At 73.5% G+C, this 2,634-nt stretch carries 4 protein-coding genes; all 4 read left to right on the top strand.

Annotation, left to right across the window (positions count from 1 at the left end; all coding sequences use genetic code 11):
• On the top strand, nucleotides 1-329 hold a 329-nt coding region (locus H5J30_RS26450; RefSeq protein ID WP_181789848.1), incomplete at its 5' end, for a PDGLE domain-containing protein.
• 3 nt (nucleotides 330-332) lie between these two features.
• Nucleotides 333-1,097, top strand: coding sequence for a cobalt ECF transporter T component CbiQ (gene cbiQ, locus H5J30_RS26445; protein WP_181789847.1), 765 nt, complete (start codon nucleotides 333-335; stop codon nucleotides 1,095-1,097).
• Nucleotides 1,094-1,837: an energy-coupling factor ABC transporter ATP-binding protein gene (locus H5J30_RS26440; RefSeq protein ID WP_181789846.1), complete on the top strand. Its 744-nt coding sequence runs from the start codon at nucleotides 1,094-1,096 to the stop codon at nucleotides 1,835-1,837. The genes cbiQ and H5J30_RS26440 overlap by 4 nt, the downstream gene beginning before the upstream one ends.
• Nucleotides 1,838-1,847: 10 nt before the next feature.
• Entirely contained in the window at nucleotides 1,848-2,630 is a 783-nt protein-coding gene (locus tag H5J30_RS26435; RefSeq protein WP_181789845.1) for an MOSC domain-containing protein, read from the top strand.
• Nucleotides 2,631-2,634 lie beyond the last annotated feature (4 nt).

Raw genomic sequence — 2,634 nt, 5'->3', positions numbered from 1 at the left:
CGGGGGTGGCGGCCTCGCTGGTCCTCGCCGGGATCGTCAGCTTCTACGCCTCGTCCGACCCCGACGGTTTGGAGAAGGTCGCCGGGGACAAGGGCATCGCCGAGGAGGAGAAGGAGCACTCGCTCTCCGACTCCCCGCTCGCCGACTACGGCGTCGAGGACGTCTCCGACACCCGCCTCTCCGGCGGCCTCGCGGGAGTCATCGGCGTCACGGCGACCCTGGCGGTGGGCAGCGGGGTGTTCGTCGTGCTCCGCCGCCGCCGGGCGGGCCCCGGCCAGGGCGCCGGCGAGGCGCCCGCCCAGTCCCCGACAGCCCCACCGGAGGGCTGAGCGTTGGGGGCGGGGCACGCGCACAAGCTGTACCGGCACGGGGTCTCACCCGTGCACCGGCTGCCCGCGCACGTGAAGCTCGTCGCGGTCTTCTGCTTCGTCCTCGTCGTCGTCGCCACCCCCCGCGAAGCCGTCTGGGCCTTCGGCGCGTACGCCCTGCTGCTCGCCGCCGCCGTCGGCGCCGCGCGCGTGCCCCCGGGGTTCGTGCTGCTGCGGCTTGCCTTCGAGGTGCCCTTCGTCGCCTTCGCGGTGCTCCTGCCCTTCGTCGCGGAGGGCCCGCGCACCGACGTCCTCTGGCTCTCCCTCAGCGAGTCCGGTCTCTGGGGCGCCTGGAACGTCCTCGCCAAGGGCACCATCGGCGTCGCCGCGTCCGTGCTGCTCGCCGCCACCACCGAACTGCGCGCACTGCTCCTCGGGCTGCAACGGCTGCGCCTGCCACCGCTGCTGGTGCAGATCGCGTCCTTCATGGTCCGCTACGGCGACGTGATCGCCGACGAACTGCGCCGGATGCGCATCGCCCGCGAGTCCCGCGGCTTCACCGCACGCGGCCCGCGCCACTGGGGCGTACTCGCCCGCACGGCCGGAGCCCTGTTCATCCGCTCCTACGAGCGCGGTGAGCGCGTCCACCTCGCCATGGTCAGCCGCGGCTACACGGGCACCATGCCCGTCGCCGACCGGGCGGGCGCCACCGGCGCCCAGTGGTCGTACGCCGCCGCGCTGCCCCTCGCCGCCCTCGCCGTGTGCCTGCTCGGATGGAACCTCGTATGACGCAGCCCCCTGCCCTGGAAGTCACCGGCCTCGCCTACGCCTACCCCGACGGCCACCAGGCCCTCTTCGGCGTCGACCTCACCGTCGGGCCCGGCGAGCGCGTGGCCGTCCTCGGGCCCAACGGCGCCGGCAAGACCACCCTCGTCCTGCACCTGAACGGCATCCTCGGCGGCGGTGCCGGGACCGTCCGCGTCGCCGGACTGCCCGTGGAGAAGCCGAACTTCGCCGAGATACGCCGCCGTGTCGGCATCGTCTTCCAGGACCCCGACGACCAGCTGTTCATGCCCACCGTCCGCGACGACGTCGCCTTCGGGCCGGCCGCCGGCGGTATGCACGGGCCCGAGCTGGAGGCGTGCGTGCAGCGGGCGCTGGAGCAGGTCGGCATGGCCGAGTACGCCGACCGGCCGCCGCACCACCTGTCCTTCGGCCAGCGCCGCCGGGTCGCCGTCGCCACCGTGCTGGCCATGGAGCCGGACGTGCTCGTACTCGACGAGCCGTCCTCCAACCTCGACCCCGCCGCCCGCCGCGAACTGGCCGAGATCGTCCGTTCCCTCGACGTCACCGTGCTGATGGTCACCCACGACCTCCCCTACGCCCTTGAGTTGTGCCCCCGCTCCGTCATTCTCGGCGGGGGACTGATCGTCGCCGACGGCGCGACCAAGGAACTCCTCCTCGACGCGGAGCTGCTGGCCGCCTACCGCCTGGAAATACCCTTCGGCTTCGACCCGGGCCGGGCATAGGGTCCGAAGCATGCCCGAACTCCCGTCCGCGACAGCGGCTCCGGCGCCCGCCACGGAACCGTCCGACGCCACCGTCGCCATGCTCCGGCGCTTCCCGGTCAAGTCCATGCTCGGCGAACGGCTGCCCGAGCTCGTCATCGACGAGCGCGGCACCGCCGGCGACCGCCTCTGGGCCGTCACCTACGGCGACGGCAAGCTCGGCAGCGGCAAGAACTCCCGCCGCTTCCGCCGCGCCGAGGGGCTGCTCCACTTCTCCGCCTCCTACACCGCCCCCGCCACCGCCTCCTCCGGCGCCACCGCCTCCTCCGGCGCCGGCACCGGCCGCCCGCACGTCGTCACCCCCGACGGCTCCGACCTGCGCGACGACGCGCACCTCGCCGAACTGCTCGGCGCGGACGTCCGGCTGGCCCGCGAGGACGCCGTATCGCACTTCGACGACTGCGGTGTGACGCTGATCGGCACCGCCTCCCTGCACGAACTGGGCCGCATCCTGGGCGACACCGAACAGGCCGACGCCCGCCGCTTCCGCAAGAACATCCTCCTGAACACCGGCGAACCCTGGATCGAAGAGGACTGGGTGGGCCGGGAGGTGGCCGTGGGCGACGAGGTGCGGCTGCGGGTCACCAAGCGCATGAAGCGCTGCGTGATGACGACGATGGCGCAGCGCGACCTGTCGGAGGACCGCCGGGTGCTCAAGACGCTGACCGCGGACCGGGGGATGTGCATCGGCGTGGGTGCCGACGTCCTGACCCCCGGCACCGTGCGCCTCGGAGACACGGTGCGCCCGGTCTGACCCC

It is taken from the genome of Streptomyces phytophilus, from assembly GCF_013870535.1.
GTDB classification, from domain to species: Bacteria; Actinomycetota; Actinomycetes; order Streptomycetales; family Streptomycetaceae; genus Streptomyces; species Streptomyces phytophilus.
The sequence above is the reverse complement of the archived record's forward strand: the minus strand, read 5'-3'. Positions and strand labels throughout refer to the sequence as shown.